Source organism: Actinophytocola sp. (assembly GCF_036002505.1).
Classification (GTDB): Bacteria; Actinomycetota; Actinomycetes; order Mycobacteriales; family Pseudonocardiaceae; genus DASYTH01.
Genome location: NZ_DASYTH010000440.1, coordinates 1 through 3,024 on the forward strand (window position 1 = coordinate 1; position 3,024 = coordinate 3,024).

4 protein-coding genes are annotated in these 3,024 nt (G+C 68.0%); 2 read left to right on the top strand and 2 right to left on the bottom strand.

Going from position 1 to position 3,024, the window contains the following annotated elements; all coding sequences use genetic code 11:
• Nucleotides 1–332 (bottom strand): SPFH domain-containing protein (locus VGR06_RS39170; protein WP_327564296.1); only part of this gene is annotated, 332 nt, incomplete at its 3' end.
• Between the two features lie 287 nt (nucleotides 333–619).
• On the opposite strand from VGR06_RS39170, the gene VGR06_RS39175 reads away from it, so the two are divergent.
• A complete protein-coding gene (locus VGR06_RS39175) occupies nucleotides 620–763 on the top strand; it encodes a hypothetical protein (RefSeq protein ID WP_327564297.1) in 144 nt (47 codons plus the stop codon).
• Between the two features lie 150 nt (nucleotides 764–913).
• The gene (locus tag VGR06_RS39180) at nucleotides 914–1,846 is read left to right on the top strand and encodes an NAD(P)-dependent oxidoreductase (protein WP_327564298.1); all 933 of its coding nucleotides are present in this window, start codon (nucleotides 914–916) and stop codon (nucleotides 1,844–1,846) included.
• Between the two features lie 174 nt (nucleotides 1,847–2,020).
• Here the strand turns inward: VGR06_RS39180 and VGR06_RS39185 are convergent.
• On the bottom strand, nucleotides 2,021–3,024 hold a 1,004-nt coding region (locus VGR06_RS39185; RefSeq protein WP_327564299.1), incomplete at its 5' end, for a redoxin family protein.

Below are 3,024 nucleotides of genomic sequence, written 5' to 3' on the forward strand. Positions count from 1 at the left end.
TCGATGGCGGCGGCGACGTTCTCGATCGCGACCACCGACCTGACCGCATCGGTCACGCGGTAGTAGGCCACGGCGGAGACGTCGATGCTGACGTTGTCGCGGGTGATGATGCCCTGGGACTGGATCGGCATGGTGACAATCCGCAGCGACACCCGCCGCAGCACCTCGATCAGCGGCACGATCAACCGCAGGCCGGGCTCCCGGACTCCTATGACCCGGCCGAGCCGAAACAGGACTCCCTTCTCGTATTGCTGGACGATCCGAACGGATAGGGCCAGCCCGAGCAGGGCCAGCACGGCGAGGACCACGACGATGGTTCCCAACGCGGTCATATCATCCTCTCTTCGTACCTATCGCTGCCCACAGAGATCAGCCATTCCGTCCCGGTGCTTGCGTGGGTGAGCAGGCCCGGTCCGACGATCCCGCACCGGCGGCCTGCTGTCGTCGTGGCGAGCCCCCAGATTCGTGCCCCACTAGGTGGAATCCTGGCCTACCCGCTAGCAGGGGTCGTTGCCGCCACCGGTGCTCGGCGTGCTCAGCCATCCCGGAGGCTCCACGCAGGCCATCCGCAGCTGGCGCAGGGGGGGTCCTGAGGCGGCGAGTCGATCAGCCCTGGCGCATGAAGGTGTCCAGGTCGGCGGCGACCCGTTCCGGGCGCTCCCAGTTGGGGCTGTGGCCCGTGGCCGGGTACACCACCACCCTGGCCCGCGACGGCGAAGGGCACCGGGACACGATCGGCCCAGCTGCTCTCGCGGTGGCGTAGCCGACGATGCCGCCAATCGGTCTGGCTAGGCGATCGGCCGTACAGTCTTGGTCGACCGCCGGGCGACGAGCAGGCCGCGGCACGGTAGGTGGTGAACCTGTTTCCCGCGACAGCCCGGCAGAGCTACCTCGTCACAGCGAGGAGACGACCGTGCGGATTTTCGTCGCGGGGGGAACAGGGGTCTTGGGTCGGCCCCTCGTCGAGGCGCTGGTGGACCGGGGCCACGAGGTCACGGCCAGCACCCACCGGACCGAGAACTTCTCCATCATCGAGGCACTCGGGGCGCGGCCGGCATTGATGGACGAGCTCGACGATGCTGCGGTGCGTCGGGCGATCCTCGAGACCGAACCGGAGGTGATCATCAACCAGATCACGGCGCTCTCCGTGCCGTCTCGTGACTACGCGACGTGGCTGGCAGTGACCAACCGGCTGCGGAGCGAGGGCACGAAGACACTGATGCCGGCGGCTCGCGAAGCCGGCACCCGTCGGGTTGTTGCGCAGAGCGCCAGCTTCATGACCCAGCCGGTCGGATCGGACCCCACCGACGAGTCGTCACCCCTGTACCTGGAAGCCCCGGAGCCGATCCGAAGCCACATACAGGCGAACATCGCGGCCGAAACACTGGTGTTGGGCACACCGGGGATCGAAGGCGTCGTCCTTCGATACGGATTTCTCTACGGTGAAGGCACCGCGATCGGGCCGGGTGGAGAATGGGCAACAGGGGTCAAGTCGGGCGACGTGCCGATTGTCGGCGAGGGCGCCGGCCGGTATCCGTTTGTTCACGTCCGCGACGCAGTGTCGGCCACCGTGCAAGCGGTCGACAGGGGAAGCCCCGGCATCTACAACGTCGTGGGCGACGAGCCCGCCCCCCAGGCTGAGTGGCTGCCGTACCTGGCCGAAATCCTGGACGCCCCTCCGCCGCGGCGCGTCTCCGAGGAGGAGGCCGAGGAACAGATCGGCGTTCAAGCCGTGTACTACGGCACCCAGCTCCGCGCGGCCAGCAACGCCAAGGCCAAGTCTGAGTTGGGGCTGACCCTGGAGTACCCGTCATGGCGGGAGGGATTCCGAGAGCTGTTCGGTTGATCGCCTCGAGGGGGGAGCCGTGCAGCAGCAGCACCGGTGGCCGTCGGCGGGGCCGGCCTGGTCGTAGGCGACCTCCAGGACCCCGGCGCCACGCTCTGGAGGATTCCAGCCGGGGAAGGCCGGTCGTCGTCATGGCGAGGTGATCGGTCAGCCAGCTGTCCACGTGTCCCCGACCTAGCCGAAGGTGAAGGCGTAGGCGTGGACGCCTGGGTCGAGGAAGGTGGCCTCGAAGGTGCGCTCGGTGATGGGGCCGGGCTGGCGGATGAGTTGGTAGAGCCGTGGTTCGGTGACGGTGCCGTTGCCCTGGTCGTCGACGTCGGTGCCGTGGGCGGCTCCTGGGGGCTGGCTGTCGATGCGCACGTGGAACCGCGCGGGCGTGCCTCGCGCTGCCGGTCCCATGACCAGGTGAAGGTCGCGGGCGTGGAAGCGGTAGAGGATCCGCCCACCGGCCTGGTTCAGCACCGTGTCCTGCGCCTGCACCGTCCAGTCACCGGCAAGGGCCCAGTGGTTGAGGTGCAACCGTCTGGGGGCGGCATAGCCGTGCCGCGTGCCGAGGTCTGCGCCAGGGAACAACGCGAAGTTCTGGGTGCGCTCAGAGCCGAGGTAGTTTTCCGGGGACCGCAGGCTGGCCCAGTCGGCAGCGGCTTCCACCCCGCGGGCGTCGACCGAAGTCAGCTGCTGGTCGGTGCCGCCGCTGCCGGCCTCGCTCAGCAGTTGCTGCAGGATCATCTCGGACATTTCGTACTCACCCTCGCCGAAGCGACGGTGCCGGATCTGCCCTTGGGCATCGACGAAGTAGAAGGCCGGCCAGTAGTGGTTGTCGAACGCATTCCAGATGGCGTAGTCGCTGTCGATCGCGACCGGATAGTCGACCCGCAGGTCCTCGGCGGCTCGGCGGACGTTGTCGGGGTCGTGCTCGAAGTCGAACTCCGGGGTGTGGACGCCGATCACGAGCAGACCCTGGTCCTTGTACTTCTCGGCCCAGGCGCAGACGTAGGCACGGGTGCGGAGCCAGTTGATGCAGGTGTAGGTCCAGAAGTTGATCAAGACGACGTGGCCGCGCAAGGCGGCGGCCGTCAGTGGCGGCGAGTTGAGCCACCCGGTCGCGCCGTCGAGCGAAGGCATCCTTCCTTCAACGGGCAACAGCGCCGCGGGGTGCGTGGTAGCGCGGAAGAGCT

Coding starts and splice junctions, on each gene's coding strand:
- VGR06_RS39175 (WP_327564297.1), top strand. CDS start 620: ATGAAGGTGTCCAGGTCGGCGGCGACCCGTTCCGGGCGCTCCCAGTTG.